At 68.8% G+C, this 15,787-nt stretch carries 20 protein-coding genes and 1 tRNA gene; 13 read left to right on the forward strand and 8 right to left on the reverse strand.

All coding sequences use genetic code 11. The features are described 5' to 3' along the window. Window positions 1-6 precede the first annotated feature (6 nt). Window positions 7-393, forward strand: coding sequence for a nuclear transport factor 2 family protein (locus F5972_RS13530; protein WP_150933795.1), 387 nt, complete (start codon window positions 7-9; stop codon window positions 391-393). Between the two features lie 424 nt (window positions 394-817). Here the strand turns inward: F5972_RS13530 and F5972_RS13535 are convergent, their stop codons facing one another. After that, window positions 818-2,734, reverse strand: a complete 1,917-nt coding sequence (locus F5972_RS13535) for a hypothetical protein (RefSeq protein ID WP_150933796.1) — start codon at window positions 2,732-2,734, stop codon at window positions 818-820. A 21-nt stretch (window positions 2,735-2,755) separates the two neighbouring features. Here F5972_RS13535 and F5972_RS13540 point away from each other — a divergent pair, with 21 nt between their 5' ends. Then, window positions 2,756-3,082 (forward strand): hypothetical protein, encoded by a 327-nt coding sequence (locus tag F5972_RS13540; RefSeq protein ID WP_150933797.1) that lies wholly within the window; start codon window positions 2,756-2,758, stop codon window positions 3,080-3,082. Window positions 3,083-4,166: 1,084 nt separating this feature from the next. Here F5972_RS13540 and F5972_RS13545 read toward each other — a convergent pair. Beyond that, complete coding sequence (locus F5972_RS13545; RefSeq protein WP_150933798.1) at window positions 4,167-4,535, reverse strand: bleomycin resistance protein; 369 nt, start codon at window positions 4,533-4,535, stop codon at window positions 4,167-4,169. Window positions 4,536-4,846: 311 nt separating this feature from the next. Between F5972_RS13545 and F5972_RS13550 the strand changes: the two genes are divergently transcribed. The 4 genes from F5972_RS13550 to F5972_RS13565 all read left to right on the forward strand — a co-directional run bounded on the left by F5972_RS13550 (window position 4,847) and on the right by F5972_RS13565 (window position 6,504). Then, window positions 4,847-5,209: a nuclear transport factor 2 family protein gene (locus F5972_RS13550; RefSeq protein WP_150933799.1), complete on the forward strand. Its 363-nt coding sequence runs from the start codon at window positions 4,847-4,849 to the stop codon at window positions 5,207-5,209. A gap of 54 nt (window positions 5,210-5,263) precedes the next feature. Next, on the forward strand, window positions 5,264-5,497 hold the full coding sequence (locus tag F5972_RS13555) for a hypothetical protein (protein WP_150933800.1): 234 nt from the start codon (window positions 5,264-5,266) through the stop codon (window positions 5,495-5,497). Next, a complete protein-coding gene (locus tag F5972_RS13560) occupies window positions 5,481-5,669 on the forward strand; it encodes a hypothetical protein (RefSeq protein WP_150933801.1) in 189 nt (62 codons plus the stop codon). Before F5972_RS13555 ends, F5972_RS13560 begins: the two co-directional genes overlap by 17 nt. Before the next feature lie 61 nt (window positions 5,670-5,730). Next, window positions 5,731-6,504, forward strand: coding sequence for an SDR family NAD(P)-dependent oxidoreductase (locus F5972_RS13565; protein ID WP_225311441.1), 774 nt, complete (start codon window positions 5,731-5,733; stop codon window positions 6,502-6,504). 43 nt (window positions 6,505-6,547) lie between these two features. Here the strand turns inward: F5972_RS13565 and F5972_RS13570 are convergent, their stop codons facing one another. Next, window positions 6,548-7,009: a MarR family winged helix-turn-helix transcriptional regulator gene (locus F5972_RS13570; RefSeq protein ID WP_150933803.1), complete on the reverse strand. Its 462-nt coding sequence runs from the start codon at window positions 7,007-7,009 to the stop codon at window positions 6,548-6,550. A 403-nt stretch (window positions 7,010-7,412) separates the two neighbouring features. On the opposite strand from F5972_RS13570, the gene F5972_RS13575 reads away from it, so the two are divergent. Then, complete coding sequence (locus F5972_RS13575; RefSeq protein WP_150933804.1) at window positions 7,413-7,766, forward strand: putative quinol monooxygenase; 354 nt, start codon at window positions 7,413-7,415, stop codon at window positions 7,764-7,766. Between the two features lie 31 nt (window positions 7,767-7,797). On the opposite strand, the gene F5972_RS13580 is transcribed toward F5972_RS13575, so the two are convergent. Next, a complete protein-coding gene (locus F5972_RS13580; protein ID WP_150933805.1) occupies window positions 7,798-8,178 on the reverse strand; it encodes a barstar family protein in 381 nt (126 codons plus the stop codon). A gap of 9 nt (window positions 8,179-8,187) precedes the next feature. Then, window positions 8,188-8,601, reverse strand: coding sequence for a ribonuclease domain-containing protein (locus F5972_RS13585; RefSeq protein ID WP_225311442.1), 414 nt, complete (start codon window positions 8,599-8,601; stop codon window positions 8,188-8,190). A 230-nt stretch (window positions 8,602-8,831) separates the two neighbouring features. Between F5972_RS13585 and F5972_RS13590 the strand changes: the two genes are divergently transcribed. Beyond that, complete coding sequence (locus tag F5972_RS13590) at window positions 8,832-9,347, forward strand: DUF4142 domain-containing protein (protein WP_191910093.1); 516 nt, start codon at window positions 8,832-8,834, stop codon at window positions 9,345-9,347. A gap of 63 nt (window positions 9,348-9,410) precedes the next feature. Here F5972_RS13590 and F5972_RS38815 read toward each other — a convergent pair whose 3' ends face one another. Next, window positions 9,411-9,533, reverse strand: coding sequence for a hypothetical protein (locus F5972_RS38815; protein WP_263641824.1), 123 nt, complete (start codon window positions 9,531-9,533; stop codon window positions 9,411-9,413). 334 nt (window positions 9,534-9,867) lie between these two features. On the opposite strand from F5972_RS38815, the gene F5972_RS13595 reads away from it, so the two are divergent. Together F5972_RS13595 and F5972_RS13605 are read left to right on the forward strand one after the other, a co-directional pair. Next, window positions 9,868-9,940 (forward strand) — tRNA-Arg (locus F5972_RS13595). Between the two features lie 691 nt (window positions 9,941-10,631). Beyond that, window positions 10,632-11,342 (forward strand): class I SAM-dependent methyltransferase, encoded by a 711-nt coding sequence (locus tag F5972_RS13605; RefSeq protein WP_150933808.1) that lies wholly within the window; start codon window positions 10,632-10,634, stop codon window positions 11,340-11,342. A 94-nt stretch (window positions 11,343-11,436) separates the two neighbouring features. Here the strand turns inward: F5972_RS13605 and F5972_RS13610 are convergent, their stop codons facing one another. Together F5972_RS13610 and F5972_RS13615 are read right to left on the reverse strand one after the other, a co-directional pair. Next, complete coding sequence (locus tag F5972_RS13610) at window positions 11,437-11,655, reverse strand: substrate-binding domain-containing protein (RefSeq protein WP_225311443.1); 219 nt, start codon at window positions 11,653-11,655, stop codon at window positions 11,437-11,439. 260 nt (window positions 11,656-11,915) lie between these two features. Continuing rightward, entirely contained in the window at window positions 11,916-12,374 is a 459-nt protein-coding gene (locus tag F5972_RS13615) for a hypothetical protein (protein WP_150933810.1), read from the reverse strand. A 644-nt stretch (window positions 12,375-13,018) separates the two neighbouring features. Here F5972_RS13615 and F5972_RS13620 point away from each other — a divergent pair. Genes F5972_RS13620 through F5972_RS13630 form a run of 3 tightly spaced genes read left to right on the forward strand, consistent with a single transcriptional unit; the run spans window position 13,019 to window position 15,752 of the window. Further along, on the forward strand, window positions 13,019-13,849 hold the full coding sequence (locus F5972_RS13620; RefSeq protein ID WP_150933811.1) for a peptidoglycan-binding protein: 831 nt from the start codon (window positions 13,019-13,021) through the stop codon (window positions 13,847-13,849). Window positions 13,850-13,890: 41 nt separating this feature from the next. Next, window positions 13,891-14,787, forward strand: a complete 897-nt coding sequence (locus tag F5972_RS13625) for a peptidase inhibitor family I36 protein (RefSeq protein WP_150933812.1) — start codon at window positions 13,891-13,893, stop codon at window positions 14,785-14,787. 17 nt (window positions 14,788-14,804) lie between these two features. After that, a complete protein-coding gene (locus F5972_RS13630) occupies window positions 14,805-15,752 on the forward strand; it encodes a SpoIID/LytB domain-containing protein (RefSeq protein ID WP_150933813.1) in 948 nt (315 codons plus the stop codon). The last annotated feature ends 35 nt before the right edge of the window (window positions 15,753-15,787 follow it).

Consider the following 15,787-nt stretch of genomic DNA (forward strand, 5'->3'; position numbering starts at 1 on the left):
AGCGACATGACGACTACGACCGACCGCCAGGAACTGTTCCACGCCATGCTGACCCGGCTTCCCGGGGAGCTGGCCTTCGGCGAGGAGGACCCGGGGCGGATCCTGGACCGCTACTACACGCCGGACATCGAGCATCACAACGACGGCATCCCGCTCGACCGCGAGCGGCTCATCGCGCACGCGCGCCCAGCGCGCAAGAACGTGCTCGCCGTCCGGGTCGAGGTGCGTGAGATCCTCGTGGCCGGCGACCGGGCCGCCGCCCGTTTCACCCTGGCGGCCGATATGCGGAAAGGCGCCACCATCGTGACCGAGATCTTCATGTTCGGACGGTTCGCTCCCGACGGGCGGATCCGCCGGCTCGACTCGCTTACCCGGACGGTGCCGGACGCGTGACCGGCGGCGCCGCCAGCAGCGGGCGTCCCGCCCCAGCCGTAGGTCTCGGCCAGCGTAGGCGTCTGCTTCCCGCCGGTCTGGGCGGGCTCGCCGCCGTGGCGTGTGCGGCGTGCTGTGCGCTGCTCGCCCTGCCGGCGGCCGGGGTGATCGGAGGCGCCGGGGCCCTGGCCCTGGTCGACGTCATGCCGGCCCTGGCGTGGGTTGGGCGGCCTGGCGGTGCTCGCCTGGTCGGTGGAGCGCCGAAGCGCTCCGCCGGATGTGCGGGCGGGGCGGCCTGCGGCTGCCAGGACGGCTTCTCCTGGCGATCCCCATGGCCGTCACGGCCTTCCTGCTGTCCCCGGCGGCACGCCGCGATTTCAGCCGATCGACCGGGCCGGGTGCGGCCTGAACTGGTACAGCCGGCCTTACCGCCCACACGGCCAGGTCACCGATGCTCTGGCAGGGGCTCTGGCGCGGTGAGAGCCCGGCTCACCGCTTCCGCGACCTTGCCGATGCCGTATTCCAGACGGCGGAAGTACGTGGCCCTGGACAGGTGGAGGCGATGCGCGAGGAGGTCGTGGCCTCCGGCACGGGTGAGGTAGTACAGGCGCAGGATCTCCCCGGCTTCGGCGTCCACGGCGGACGCCGACGACGCCAGGGCCTCCACGGCCTGCCGCATGAGGTCGGCGAGCGCGGGCTCCGGCCGCGGGCCCGCGGCGGAGGTCCGGGCCTGCGTGCGGATCCCCCGCAACGCGGTGCGGACGAGCTCGGCCGTCTGGCCGGGGCCTTCAGAACGAGGGTCCCGCATCCGCCGCAGCCACGCGGACATGTTCTGTTCGGTGAACGTGCGGGCGTAGAGGGCGCTCGGCCGGCCGCACCGGTAGACGTCGTGCCGCGTGTCGCCGATGCGGCGCAGGCCGAAGCGCGCCGCCATCTCCTGGTAGGGGATCCACGGTGTGGACACCACGAGCCCGCCGCCGGCCATCCCCGTGGTGAGAATGTGACGGACGAGTGCGGGCTGAGCCCGGGCGAACCGCGGCTCGACCGCCAGCATGCCGACGACCGATCCGCACCGCCCGAGGTTCAGCACCGTGTCCGCGTACTGCTGGAGCAACGGCTCCAGTGCCGGTGCGGCGTCGGGATCCAGCGGCGTGAGGTTGGTCATTCCCACCGCGTGGTCGTCGCTGTCCACCGCGAGGTGGAAACCATGGTCGGCGCCAGACAGCCACAGATCGCGCATCCGGTCCACCTGGCGTTCCGCCAGGCCCTCGGCCTCGCCCCACAACCGGAGCAGTCGGCCGATCGCCTCGTCGTCGCCGTCTGCGGCGCGCCGCACCGAGAACTCGCCGCGCTCGTCGGCGTACAGGTCGCGGCGCGCACGCCGCCTTCCGGACAGATAGAGGACCTGGTCCGCGATCCGGGCCCGCAGCGGCGGGTCGGCTGCGTGAGCCAGCTGACGGTGACGATGCTCGGCGGCGCGCGCGGCCATCTCGTCGCGGAGGACCGGGTGACGCCAGCGGTAGGCGAGGTCGAAGAGCGTCCGGTACGGCTCGGCGACGGTCAGCCCGTGACGGTCCGGGCGGATCACGCTCAGCCGTCTCAGCCGCGAGAAGGCCCGGGATGGCAGCCGCACCAGGGCGGTGAGGAGATCCTCGTCCGCACCGTCGACGGCGGCCACGATCGGCAGCGCCCCGGGAGGAAGCCCCCGGGACTCCGCGCTCAGGCGACGCAGCACCTCGGTGGCCGCCGCATCGGCCAGCGCACCCTCCGGGCCCGGTTCGCCGCCTCTCAGGATCGCCCGGCACAGCGAATCCGCGATGAGCGGGATCCCACCGCTGAGCCGTACGACCAGGTCGGCGTGCGCCGGGTCCGGCACCCCGAGCGCGCGGGCCAGCCCGCGGATGCCCGCGGGCGACCACGGCCGGAGCTCGACCGTGACGATCGGCCTGTGCGCCCATCTGGGCCGCGCGGCCAGGGGCAGCCGGCTGGCGATAAGAAACCGGCCGTGACCGGCTCGGTCCAGGAAACGCGACACCGCGTCCGCACGGCGGTCGGTGTCGACTCCGTCGACGGCGAGCGGTGCGCCGCCGCTCAGGTGGACCTCGTCCGGCGTACGGGAAAGGTCCACGAATCCGGATGACAGCGTCGCGAGCAGACGGCTCTTGCCGACCCCGAGCGGGCCGACGACGTTGACGATCGCCGACGCGTGCTCGGCGCCCACCTCGCCCAAAGCCGTGACGACACCACGGGCGGCCTCCTCGAAGGCGACCGGCACCGCGTGCGAGCCGCCCTGGGCGGAGGGGCGGAGGTTGAGACCCTGTTGAGCCTTCGCCTGCGACGAGCGCGGATACGTTCGGATCACGTCGAGAACGGAGAGGTGATCATGTTCAGTGTCATCCGCGCACGCGCCGGAGCCGCCGCCGTCGCCATCGGTGCGATGAGCGTCCTCGCTGTGACCGCCCAGCCCGCCCAGGCCGCCGTCAACCCGGCCAACTGCCGGTTCAGCTACAACCTGTCCATCGGACGCGTGGCCGCCGACTGCTGGAACAGCACCGAATCGGGATGGTATCTCCAGCTCACCTGCGACCGCTTCAGCGGCAGGCCGCCCTACTACGTCAGAGGATCGATCATCTACGGCAGCGGCGTGTCGGCCGCGCAGTGCGACGCGCACATCTCCGAGATCGGAGACCTCATGATCGTCAACCTCTGAGCCGGCGTCCACCGGATCGTACGGCGGCGGCTGCTGTTTCGGCCCGCTCATGCGGCCGAGCTGTACGTCACCGAGGTCTCACCCGGCGACGTGCAGGAAGAGCGCATGGATCTCCCTTCGGGAGGCACACCCGCGATGCGGGGCGACGGGGGGGAAGAGCGGTTCCAGCGCATCGTGAGCCGCCTGACAGGTGCTGTCAAGATCCACCAGCACCTCCCCCATGTGAAGATGCTCGCCACTCGCCACGTGACGAGGCCGGCATCCCCGAATCCCCGGCAGCCGGCGCGGTCGTGGTCAGCCCGGTTCCATCCCGGGACGCCGGAACCGCCGTGGCAGGCCGGCCCGGCGGGCGTGGATCGCCGTCATCGCCCGCTCCAGCGTCTGTTCTGGGGTTAGGCACCCGGCTCTGCCCCTGCGGCATCGCCACCGGCTACTCCCGTAGCTCTTCACCCGTGGCCTCCGGCCGGACCCCCGCAGACCCGACCAAGAGTTTCCCCACCTCAACTCGCCCGGCGGGGTGCGCACCGCAAACCAGCCCACATCCACCGGGTTAGAGCTGGTGGAGCGTCAAGAGGCGTAACGACACCGGTTCCTCGCGTTTACCCTCCCGTCTCGCTTGCCGCGCCCGACCCATCCGGCAGTGCTCAGCCGACACGGCTTTGTCGAGGCTGCTCCCACCCTCCCCGGCGACCCCCGGTTCAGGCTGCCTCCAGCTTCACCCCGCCGCTACGACGACGAGGAGACGGACGGTCTCTCACCTCCGTTCGGACAAACAGCGCCTCGTGGCGCACGCGGGGGCGCTCCGGCTCCGGCATGGCGTCGAGCTAAGAGCGCGAGCCGCAGGTGGTTGAGGTAGGAGCCGCGCTTTCCTCCTGCCATCGACCTAGGCAGAGCCCAGCAGACCAACACCTCAGTTCTAGTTGCAGTCGCCCTCAGTCCTCGCCCCACAGGGCGGCTCCGATGCGCTCGCTGGCGTCCTTCACCTGGACTGGCGATGGAGTCGTTGGTCGCCGGCGGCGTTCGTGCGCGCGGCACCGTCGGGGTGGTCGTCCGGCAAATCGGGAGAGCCGATTACGTGCTCCGATCACGGCATGGGCGAGCCGACGCGATGCAGTGTTCCGTCAGGGTCGACGTAGCCGAACTCCCGGAGGCCGTATGGAGTGTCGTGGGGCTCGCCGAGGCGGCCGGTGACGTCCGCTGCGACCCATTCGGCGTACAGGGCATCGGCGTCTGAAACATAGATGTACACGGCCGCAGCAGTGCGGGCGGGATCGTGCTCGTTCCACTCGGTGAGATGGAGCGAAACCGACCCCCGAGCGACGAACCCATATCGAGGGTCCTCTTCGGACTGTCGCGCCGAAAACCCCAGGCGGCGGTAACGCTCAAGCGCGGCGGCCAGATCACGGACGGGGATCACGGGCGCCACGGCCTCGAAGACGACCTTGCTGTCCATGGCCTCTCCTACGGCTGTCGGCACCGAACGTCGATGCGAGGCTACGCGGTGGCCCTGACAGTTTCACAGGGCCCAGGTAGCTCAGCGCCTCCGGCTCCGGGATGTGCCGTACTGGCGAGGTGAGGCGTGCGCATCCGCGCAGGTCACGAGCCCGCTCCAGGTGCAGTTGCCTACCGCCGCGGCCTGGCGGCCTCAGACAGATCTCCGATCCGGACGCGGCAACAAGATCCCCACCCTTGCGCTAGTTGTACGCCATCCTTCGCCCCGTATCGTCCGCATCAGTGATCCCGTCCGTGTGAGAAGGAACCGGCATGTCCGACGATGTGGTGCGACGCGTTTTCCGATCAGTCGATTCGTTCGATCCTGATGAGTTCGGGCGACTGCTGGCCGAGGACGCCACGCTGGTGTTCGGCAACGCCGAGCCACTGGAGGGGCGTGAGGCCATCGTCGCCGGGCTCCGGGAGTTCTACTCCACCATTGGCGGCCTGCGGCACCGGGTCGTCCGGAACTGGCAGGTGGATGCCGACATCATCGCCGAGACCGAGGTGACCTACCGGAGGCTGGACGGCAAGGACGCGAGCGCCGTAGCCGTGTCGATCTGGCGCACCCGCGACGACGGCCTGATCTCGGACTACCGCATATTCGTCGATCTCGCCCCCATCTACGCGGTCTGAGGCTGCGTAAATCCGTTCGCCCTGGACCGGACGCCGCTGACAGACTCCGGCAGCGTGACAGCGGACACTGGCCCGAACCTGGTGGTCGGTAACGACGATCCCGGGCTGAGCAAGCAACTCGAGGACGCACTGACCGCATTCAACGAAGCCGCCACCGGTACGGCCTACGGTGACTCCTTCACCGTCAAAGTCACCGACAAGGACGGCGCGTTGGTCGGCGGCCTGACCGCCTCGACCTGGGGAGAAGAGCCCACCCTCAAGGTCAAGGAGCATGATCGACGGGCCTGACTCGTCGATGAACACCCCGTCGCCCTCCACCTCGGACTCCTCGATGCCGGAGCCGGGCCCGGCGACCAGTGCGGCCACGTCGTCGATGCCGATCGGCTCGACGAGCGACTGGACCACCGTCCAGGACAACCCGACGTCAAGGAACTGGGCGACGTCAAGCAGACGCCGGTAGTGCGCGACGAGATCCTCTTGTGCCATGGTCGAATGATCACAGGCTGATGGAGGGGGCGGCTGTGGGTTCTTCGTACGTTGTCACCGGGGGTGGGCGGGGCATCGGCCGGGCGATCGTCGAGCGACTGCTCGGCGATGAGAACACCGTGGCCGTGATCGAGCTCGACCCGGCGGCGCTCGAGTGGATCCGTACTCACCCCGCCGGTTCCCGGCTGATCGCGGTGGCGGGCGACGCGGCCGACGAGACCGTCACCGAACGGGCCGCCGACCTGGCGCAGGCGGCGGGCCCGCTCGCCGGCTGGGTCAACAACGCCGCCGTGTTCCGCGCGGCCTCGCTCGACTCCCCGTCGGCGAGCGAGCTCCTGGCTCTCATCGGGGCCAACTTCGACCCCGTGGTCGCCAGCTGCGTGACGGCGATCCGCCGGTTTCTCGACGCCGGTACAGGCGGGGCGATCGTCAACGTCTCGTCCCACCAGGCGCGGCGGCCGGTGCGTGGCTCTCTGACGTACGCGACGGCGAAGGCCGCGACCGAGGGGCTCACCCGGGCGCTCGCCGTCGACTACGGCCCGCGCGGCATCCGGGTCAACGCCGTCGCTCTCGGCTCGATCAGCACCGAACGGTACGAGGCGTTCCTGCGCCGCCAGGAGCCCGCGGTGGCCGCGCGGATCGAGAACGAGATGGGGCTGCTGCACCCGCTCGGCAGGGTCGGCCGCCCGGAGGAGGTGGCCGCCGCCGTCGCCTACCTGCTGTCCGGCGACGCGAGCTTCGTCAACGGCGCGACCATTCCCGTCGACGGCGGACGGTCGGTGCTCGGACGCGACCCCGAAGAGGCGTGAGATCGGCCCAGTCGCCACGACAAAGCCGCGTTTTCCGCCTCGGTCAGGAGAAGGTGCGGCGGCGCTGGTGCTCGACGATGTCGATGAGTGTGGCCTTGAAGGCGGAATAGACGTCACGGCCGAGGCGATGGGCGTGCCGCTCCTGCAGGGCGGCCATGATGCCGTCGGCGGCACGCATCTGGGCCAGGCCGCGCTCGGTCGGGCACACCAGCTTCGCTCGGCGGTCGGCCGGATCGGGGCGCCGCTCGACGTACCCAAGGGCCACAAGTTCGTCCACCAGCGTTCCGATCACCTGCTTGTGCTGTCCGGACAACCGCGCCAGCTCGGTCGCCCGCAGCCCTGCCGCGTCGATGTAGGCGAGCACGGCGCCGTGGCGTGGGTGCAGGTCGTCGAAGCCCTGTGCGGCGAGCGTCGAGAACAGTTCCCTCTGTATGGCGAACAGCAGCCGCCCGGCCAGCACCCCGAGGTCGGGGCTGGTCGCGTTCCGTTCGGCGCGAGTGACCACCGCCACCTCCTCTGGCTGCTGTCGGGAGCGGCCTGCCGCCGCCGTTGACCGAATGCCAATCGTAGGGTGACCGGCCTGGCCGCGAGGTCCTGGGCCGTGCGTACGCCTGCCGTTCCGGGCGATGTCCTCAGGGGTCGGCCAGGCTCGCCGAGGGTAGTAATTTCCTGTGACTAACGATCCTATGCGGGGATGTCGTCGACCGCCGCGGTCTGGTCGGCTCCAGACGGTCGCTGCCGCTGAGAAAGACCGATCCAACTGGTCTTTCTCCCATATGACCAATGGCCGGATGGAAGGAGCTTGTACATCTGTGAGGTGTGACCTACGCTACCAATGGTAATAATCACTGACTATCTGGAGGTCCCGGCTCGGTGCCCCCGCCGTACCGGCCTCGTCAGGAGCGACGATGTCCGTCATCGAACTGACCACGTTCACTGTGAAGCCGGAGAAGACCGCCGCTCTGCTGGCCGCGCGGCCCGGCATGCTGCGGGCCTTCCGCGAGGACCGCCGGGGCTTCCTCGACGCCTGCCTCGTACGCGTCGCCGACGACACGTGGCTCGACTTCGTGGAGTGGACCGACGACGCCGCGTGGGACGAGTCGAAGGCGAAGGCGGCGAACCGGCCGGAGATCGCCGAGTTTTTCGCCGCGATCGACGAGCTGGTGAGCGTACGGCGGGGAGTTCGCTATGACGACGCGGCGGACGGAGCGCGTGTGGTCAGGACGATCTCCCCCGGCCCGGAGCCCTCGCAGGCCGGTTAGCCGCACCTGCTCGTGACCTCCGTACGGCCGGTCAGGGCATGGCGTCGATCAGTCGGCGACGGAGCGGCGCCTCGTTGGCCGGATCGGTGCACAGCGTCAGGGTCAGCTCCGCTGTGTCCGCCTCTCCGGCCGCTCCGGCCAGTACGGCCAGCAGGGTGGCGAACTGCTCGGCGGGCTCGGCGGCGAGCAGGTCCTCGGCGTGCTCGACGACCAGATGGACGTTCCCGATGTCGCGCAGCGAGTCGGTCAGCGCGTCCCAGTTGTGGCCGAAGTAGCCGGGGAGGCGCAGCACCCGCGCCACCTCCGCGAAGAAGGCGGCACGGGTACGGCAGGCCCGCCCGTCGACGACCGCCGGGGCCCGGCCGGTGGTGATCGTGAGCCATTGGGGCAGCGGACGCGGGGCGGAGGCCATGAGAGATCCCTAGAGCCGGTAGAAGTCGGTGTAGTGGTTCGGCGAGAACCAGGTCACGCCGGTGCTCCGGTTGACGACGATCCGGTAGGCGTCCCGAGCGGCGCCGTACGCCCGGGAGTAGACGTCGTACTCGTAGTAGGTGGCGCCGCTGGGCAGCTGGCCCTCTCTGTTGTAGAAACGGCCGCCGGTGTAGTTGTACCTGCCGTCCGGCCAGGAGTACCAGCCGGCGCTGGTCGGGTAACCCTTCCCGGCCCAGATCGAGTTGGCCGAGCGCGCGTCGGCGCAGCGCGAGATGGTGCAGGAACCGTAGACCGCCGCCTGGGCGGGAACGGTGCCGGTCACCGTGGTCAGGGACACGACGGCGGCGAGCAGGGCGATGAACCGGGCCGGCCAGGATGACCGGAAGCGTCGCGAAGTCCGCACGAGACCTCCTTGCAGAGGCGAGGGGGATGGACAATCGCCAGCATCACCCCGAAATCGGGTCCGACCAAGATAAAGATCGCCAAAGGTATGGTGAACTCCCGGCCGCGCTGCCGTACACGCTCGGTTCCTCGTGAACGGGCCGGTGGGTATGACACCTGATAACGAGTATGCCCGGATGGTCGAGTACCGATCAGCCGGTGCTCGCCGCCGGGCGAGGATCGGGGGATCCGATGCTGAGATCGCTCATCGCCACGGTCACGACCGTGGTCGCGGCGCTGTCAGGGGTCACCGCCGCACACGCCGCTCCGCCGGATGCCAGCGACCAGGACAAGGCGTTCCTGGTCAGCGCGCATCAGGACAACCTCACGGAGATCGAGGGCGGGCAGACCGCCGAGAGGCAGGCCGAGAGCCAGGCGGTCAAGGACGCCGGAAGCCGTTTGGTCAAGGACCACACCGCCCTCGACGAGCAGGTCACGAAGGTCGCCGCCGAATACGGGGTGGACCTGCCGGGTCAGCCGTCGGAGAGGCAGCAGGCCGAACTGCGGAAGTTCGCCGCCAAGAGCGGCGCCGCGTTCGACCGGGCATGGGTCCCGGCACAGGCCGAGGATCACCGCGCGACCCTGGTGGCGCTGGACAAGGAGGCGTCGAGCGGTTCCTCCGAGAAGGTGCGGCAGCTCGCCCGGGACGCGAAGCCGGTGGTGAAGGAGCACCTCGACCTCATGGAGAGCATCCAGAGCGGCGGGTGAGGGCCGGTGCCGGCCGCGACGGACTGGCCGGCACCGCCGGTCGGTCCGTCGCGGGGATAGCGCTCACCGGAGCAGCGTCACGACCAGCCAGATGACCAGTGCCCAGAAGACCAGACCCGCGATCACGGCCGCGACGAGTCCGCGAAGGCGGTACCGCCTGCCGGGCGGGCCTGGTGGCTCGTTCACGTTCCCTCCCGCGGGGCGGCCCGGTGTCCGCCTGCGTGCCCTGTCGTATACCCCGGTCACACGCGCTTTCCGCCGCGTACCAAGGTGTGACGGTGACGGAGAGCGACGGCATGACAAGGGTCCCCCGAGGACCAGTGTGCGCACCGGCGGCGCGCCAAGGTAGCCATGCGACCGGTTCCGGTCAGCCGTCCGTCGGCCGGTTCCAGACGGGCACGACCGGTCCCGCGTACGGACGACTTGACCGTGTGCGGGGCGGATTATTGGCACAAGCAGGGGTGAGGGGTCTGGTAGAGTTACACGCGTTGCCGAGCACAGCAAGTGAACAGGCAGCCAGGCGGCCGTAGCTCAATGGATAGAGCATCTGACTACGGATCAGAAGGTTAGGGGTTCGAGTCCTCTCGGCCGCGCACAGTCACAGAAGACCCGCGACCAGGGAAAACCTGGTCGCGGGTCTTTGTGTATGTTGGAACACTTCGCGATCTTGCTAACAGCTCGTCTCAAACGTCTACCGTCGGTGTGCGGTGTGCGGTGTGCGGTGTGCGGTGTGCGGTGTGCGGTGTGCGGTGTGCGGTGTGCTGTCAGCATCTATGCTGCCCGCTGGCGCCGCCCTGCGTCGTTGGTCACGAACAACGAATGCGGCGTACTGGGCCGAGAAGGTCAGGCGAATCCGCGAGCGTGACGTGGAAACCGACAGGTTGCTCGCCGCGGCGGGTTGGCTCGCGATGCGCGTCTGGGAACACGAAGACCCTCAAGACGCTGCCGCAAGGGTCGCCCGCACAGTGAAGGTCCGAAGATCCTCCGACCGTGCCACCTGGCAGCATTAAGCGATCACACGCCGTGCCCACGCCTCCGGCGCGTACAAACCTTCTTGCCTAGGGGCCATGTCCGTGTCCATCTGCCGCCGGCTAAAGAAGGACGGCGGCGCGGTGCTCCGAGAGGCGAACTAGGTGACAACAGTCGGTGGAGGTGGAGCGGAGTGCGTGTCCAGCAGTCCGTACGCACCGGCGCCTTGGCGATCACCCCCACCGGTCGGCAACTACCGCGGCCGGGACTTCCCGCGGCCGGCCCGCCCGGCATCCGAGGAAGTACCCTTAGCTGGTGTTCTCGCCTCAAGGCCCGTCGCTGCGTGAACTGGTGGTCCAGGCGCTGTCCTCGGTCGAGCGCGGCTACGACCTGCTCGCCCCGAAGTTCGAACACACGCCTTTTCGCACCCCCGATAGCGTTCTTGACGCAACCGCCGACGCTCTGCGTCCGCTCGGGCCGTTCGGGAAGGGACTGGACGTGTGTTGCGGCACCGGTGCGGGCATGCGGATCCTCAACCCCCTGTGCCAGGGACGGATCACGGGCGTCGACTTCAGCACCGGCATGCTCGCCCAGGCGCGCCGGGCGCACCCGGACGCTGAGTGGGTACAGGCCGACGTTCGAGCCCTGCCCTTCGCCGGGGCGTTCGACCTCGCGGTCAGCTTCGGAGCGCTCGGACACTTCCTGCCCGCCGAACGGCCCTCGCTGTTCGCCGGGGTGTACCGCGCGTTACGGCCTGACGGGCTCTTCGCCTTCCCGATCGTCGCGCCGCCCCCCATCACGTCGGGCTGGTACTGGGCGCTCCTCGGATTCGACCTGGTCATGCAGGTGCGCAATGCCGTGTGGCGTCCCCCCTTCGTCATGTACTACGGCACCTGCCCGCTGCACGCGGTCCGCAACGACTTGACAGCAGCCGGATTCACCGTGACGACAGTCCCTTTGACGGCCCTTGGCCGACGCGAAGACGGCAGCCCGCGCTGCCGGCTTGTTCTCGCGCGCAGAACTTAGGTGTCCAGGAACTGGCGAACTCGATAGAGCAGGTGCAGCACCTGTCGCCCCGGATCACGGTGCGGTCAAGGCCCGATCTGGGTGAACGGAGCCTTCATCCAATATCCGCTGCCAGTAGTTCCTCGGAGATCTCGTTGGCGCGGAGTACCAGGTCGTAGGGCTCCTGAGCCACCGGAATGAAGTCGAGCCCGAGGGCGCGAGCGGCGGCGAGGATGCCCATGCCGGCATCCGCTTGGCCGCGAGCAGCTCGGCCTTCTCCGTGCTGGTCAACCCCGGATCCAGCCCGCGGTCGATGCGATCCTGCCGCCGCCACGTGTAGATCGTCTACGTGCTGATGTCCAGATCGCGGCCGAGTCGATGACCTTACGTCCAACCTTGATCAGGTTCAGTACCTTTCGGCGGAACTCCGGCGGGTGGCCACGCCGTCCTATGCCACTTTTCTCTCAGCGAGTGGCACAAGAATCCAGCAATGTACGTCCACTTGACCTGGGAATACCAAAGCCTCCAGCAATCCCGGCGCGGTTCAATGCCGGACGGGTTCAGTGACCGGGTGGCCTGGCGCTTGGGGCTTCGCTACCCGCAGTTGCCAAAGGTCTTGCGGCCACCGGTCGCCTCGGCGAAGTCCAGCCGGGTGTCTCGGGTGCTGCCCCAATACGAGACGCACTTGCCGCGCGCCTTCACCTTGACCGGCCCGGCGTAGTACTTGAATTTGCCCGCGTCGGTCTTCGGCTTGCTGCCCTTCACCGTCAGGGTGGCAGTGGTGTAGGTGGCGGTCCGGTAGAAGGCGGTCTTGATGCTGACCACGCAGTTGTAACCGGTCCTGCGGTTGTACATGAGGTAGACATAGCCGAAGGTGTCACGTCCGGACTTGAGGGGACGGGAGCCGTCCTTCACCCGGGCGAACCCCGGCCCGCAGACGCCCTCCGGAGTGTAGGGGGCGGAGGCCGCGTACGCCGTGTATGCCGGATTGGCCGCGAGAACGCCGACGGCCAAGGCCGTCACGGCGACGACCTTCGTAACAGACCTGATCACTTGTCTACCCTCCGATGGTGGACCGGGGCGCATGCCACAGCGGATCACCCATCGATCTTGGCTTATCCCCCTACTTCCCGGCAATGGCAAGGCCTGGCCGAAAGGCCGGTGCCCCATATCGCGGAGAGAGCCCAGGCGGCCTCGCACCAGCTCGCCGGGCCCGGGGCGCGCCTCCTCGGCATGCGGCTGGCCGGGGCGGAATTCACCGGTCCGTGGATCTCGCCGGGCCCCGAGATGTTGGAGGACCTCTTGGGGTGCGCGGGCGATCCAGTGCCTGATCGCCGCGTGACAACGGATTACAGCTGCTCGAAAAGCGGCCAAGGGGAGGGCTCAGGAGGCCATCGCCGCATCGAAATGTCTCCACGCTTTCGGGGATTGCCAGAGCATCTGAGTGTGCCTTCCCGACTGACGTTCCGTTCCGGTCGGTGCAGTAGAGCGCTCGAAACGGCCACCATCGGTGCTCGCTTCGCGGCGCCCGCGCGACTCGCTCGCCACGGAATCGCCTGTCAGACGGCGCGTACGCCTGTACGGGGAGCACGTCGAACAGGCTGACAACACGATCTCGTTGTGGACAGCGCGAGCGATCCGAAACCGTGGATCCGCCGGCAGGAATCACCTGTCAGCGCTCGCCAACAGGAGAAACGATGAAGTCGCCGTCATTCGCCGCCGCCCTGCTCGCCTGCCTGACCGGAGTGTCCGGGATGCCGGCGGCGCGGGCAGCCGACGTCAGGGCCCTTCCACGCGTGAACATGGAGGCCACTGTCAAGGCGGCCCAGATCGACCCGCGGCGGTCTGACGGCAAGCCGACCCCGGGCGCCAGGGCCGGCGTGCTACTCGTCGAGCGGGCCCTGCGCGACCGGCACCTGCTCGACGCGAAGTGGGTGGACGGTTACTTCGGCACCACGACGGTCGTCGCCTTCGCGAGGTTCCAGAGGTCGCTCGGCCTCACCGGTCTCGCCGCCGACGGCCTTCCGGGCAAGGCGTCGCTCACCAGGCTCGGAGCCGGCCGTTTCACGGTCACCCACACCATCGGGCCAGGTGCTCGGGTGTCCGTCGGTGGCGTCGTGGTCGACACCCGCACGCGGAACATGCTGGTCGAGGCGGAGCGGCTGCTCGGCCGCGATCTCGTGCTGTTGCAGGGGTCGTACAACCGCGGCGGTGACCCCACGTCCGCGGGCACCCACGACGGCGGCGGCGTCGTCGACATCTCGGTCGAGCGGATGAGTTCCGCCACCCGCGTCGCCGTCGTCCGTGCGTTGCGACGTGTCGGCTTCGCGGCCTGGGTGCGTAACCCCGATCAGGCCGACTGGCCGTGGCACATCCACGCCGCCGCCATCAACGACACCGACCTCTCCAGCCAGGCCCAGCACCAGATCGGTGACTACTACCTCGGCCTGAACGGGCTCGCCGGCCGGGGCCCGGACGACGGCCCGAAGGTGACCATCCGCACCTGGGAGGAGTACCAGCGCCGCTGACCACCCGAAACCCAGGCTGCACGAACACGAAGGAGAACATCATGGGAACGCTCAAGAAGATCCTCACCACGGCGGCCGCCGCGACCGTGCTTGGCGGGGCGGTGCTCGCCACCGCCTCGCCCGCTTCGGCGGCCACTCGCAACGGCGTGTGCGAGGCGGGTGAGTTCTGTTACTACTTCAACAGCGGCACCAAGGGATCGCTGTCCGACTTCACCGGATCGGTGGCCGACTACGGCACCCGGCAGCCCTCCTGCTTCGACTTCAAGGGACCGGGCGCCGGTAAGGGCAAGTGTGTCAAGAACGCCGCCGCCTCGGTCTGGAACCGCAGCGGTAAGACCGTCCGCGTCTACTTCAACAGCAACTACGGCGGCAGCGTCTACCAGGACTTCGCACCCGGTGCCAGGGGCAACCTCAAGCCCGGCCTCAAGAACCAGAACGCCTCCCACCAGTTCGGCCCGTCGTCGTCGACGCGCGTCAACATGTCGTACGCGCTGTACACCACGGGCGGCGGCTACATCAGCTGCGGCTTCGACGGTTACGTCCACACCTCCGGCCGGCATGAGGGCATCGACATCAAGCGCAGCGTTGGTTCGGCTGTCCACGCCCTGGTCAGCGGTCAGATCATCAACGTCGTGTACGGGCGCAACGGCGGCAAGGGGCTCTCCACCATCGCTGTCTACAACGCCTCGTCGAACAAGACGATCATCTACCTGCACTCCGCTCCGCTGTCCTCGCTGCGTGTGGGCCAGCAGATCTCGCGCGGCCAGATCATCGCGAACGAGGCGTGGCACGGGGTGTCGTCCAGGAAGGCCGCGCACACCCACGTCGAGATGCGCCCCGGACGGCAGAAGCTCGCAGCCAAGAGCGTCGGCGACCCGAATCTGAGCAACCCGAACCCGAACTCGTTCTGGGTCTCCCAGGGCTACAACGTCCGCTGACGCAGAGGAAGGCGACAGTGTCTCCACGAACCGCACGACTGATCTCGCCCCTGGCCGCGGCGGCCGCCGCGACCGTGCTCGGTGGGGCGGTGCTCGCCACCGCTTCGCCCGCTTCGGCGGCCACTCGCAACGGCGTGTGCGAGGCGGGTGAGTTCTGTTACTACTTCAACAGCGGCACCAAGGGATCGCTGTCCGACTTCACCGGATCGGTGGCCGACTACGGCACCCGGCAGCCCTCCTGCTTCGACTTCAAGGGACCCGGGGCCGGTAAGGGCAAGTGTGTCAAGAACGCCGCCGCCTCGGTCTGGAACCGCAGCGGTAAGACCGTCCGGGTCTACTTCAACAGCAACTACGGCGGCAGCGTCTACCAGGACTTCGCACCCGGTGCCAGGGGCAACCTCAAGCCCGGCCTCAAGAACCAGAACGCCTCCCACCGATTCCTGAGCTCCGCACCGCCGACCGGGTGCAAGACCGACGGGACGCACAGCAGGCTGCCCACGACGATCCTCGTCTACCGGAAATCCCTCAACCGCGTGGACCGGGTGGAGTTCAAGACCTACGTCAAGAACGTCCTGCCCAACGAGTGGCGGTCGCACTGGCCAAGGGAGTCCCTCAAGGCCGGGGCGATCGCCGTCAAGAACTTCGGCTGGTACTGGGCGCTGAGGTCGGCGAGCAGGACGCCGAGCGGCCAGTGCTACGACGTCACCGACCATACGTCCAGCCAGATGTACAAGCCCGGCTCCGCGACGGCGGCGACGAACGCCGCGGTGGACGCCACGTGGGGCGTCCGGATGACGCGTGGTGGGAAGATCTTCAAGGCGCAGTACTGCTCCACGACGACGGCATGCGGCAATTGGGCCACCGGCGACTGGATGTCGCAGAACGGCTCTCGCGACAAGGCCGAGGCGGGCTGGAGCTACGCCAGGATCCTCAGGTACTACTACAAGGGGATCGTCCTCGACTGAATCCCCGGACACCTCCGCCCCTGGTCCCCGCCGTG

Source organism: Microbispora cellulosiformans (assembly GCF_008728085.1).
Lineage (GTDB): Bacteria > Actinomycetota > Actinomycetes > Streptosporangiales > Streptosporangiaceae > Microbispora > Microbispora amethystogenes.